This window comes from Vibrio sp. 1727, assembly GCF_033344415.1.
Taxonomy (GTDB): domain Bacteria; phylum Pseudomonadota; class Gammaproteobacteria; order Enterobacterales; family Vibrionaceae; genus Vibrio; species Vibrio alginolyticus.
Genome location: NZ_JAWPOT010000338.1, coordinates 1 through 656 on the forward strand (window position 1 = coordinate 1; position 656 = coordinate 656).

Genomic DNA, 656 nt, shown 5'->3' on the forward strand with positions numbered 1-656 from the left:
TTTGCTCGGTAAAGATGGCTTAGAAAAATACCGCTGGGGGGCAGAAACCGACTGGCAATACATTAACGATTTGATTGACCAAATGCCGATGCGAAAACAAGAGATGCAGAGGCAACGAAGCCCCTGCGAAATCTGAAGCACTTGAGGAAATGAATACCCCAAAAAGGATTCTTCGTTACTTTCCGAACCACGCCAACTTATTATGCAGCTGCGTAACGCTCCCCACCACTATCAATGCAGGGCTTACTGCTTGCTCTGCCATGTTAGACAGTTCATTTAGTTTACCTTGGAACACGCGTTGCTCTGGTCGCGTCCCATTTTCGATGATTGCGCATGACATTTCTGGGTCTAAGCCGTGCGTGATGAGCTTGTCCATAATGTGACTGCTTTGCTTCAAACCCATGTAGAACACAAGTGTGTTGTTTGACTGCGCTAACGAGTGCCATTCAATTTCGTGACCGTCTTTTTGCACGTGACCCGTGATGAATTGAACACTTTGCGCATGATCGCGGTGCGTTAGTGGAATACCTGCGTAAGCCGTCGCCCCCGCCGCAGCGGTGATCCCCGGCACCACTTCGTATTGAATACCGTATTCTGCAAGCTCTTCCAACTCTTCACCGCCGCGTCCAAAGATAAATGAATCTCCACCTTTTAGG

At 48.8% G+C, this 656-nt stretch carries 2 protein-coding genes; one reads left to right on the forward strand and one right to left on the reverse strand.

Annotated features, from left to right (window positions below; translation table 11 throughout):
• On the forward strand, nucleotides 1–136 hold a 136-nt coding region (locus R8O10_RS25605; RefSeq protein ID WP_318192008.1), incomplete at its 5' end, for a DUF4174 domain-containing protein.
• A 39-nt stretch (nucleotides 137–175) separates the two neighbouring features.
• Here R8O10_RS25605 and R8O10_RS25610 read toward each other — a convergent pair.
• Nucleotides 176–656 (reverse strand): uroporphyrinogen-III C-methyltransferase (locus tag R8O10_RS25610; RefSeq protein WP_318192007.1); only part of this gene is annotated, 481 nt, incomplete at its 5' end.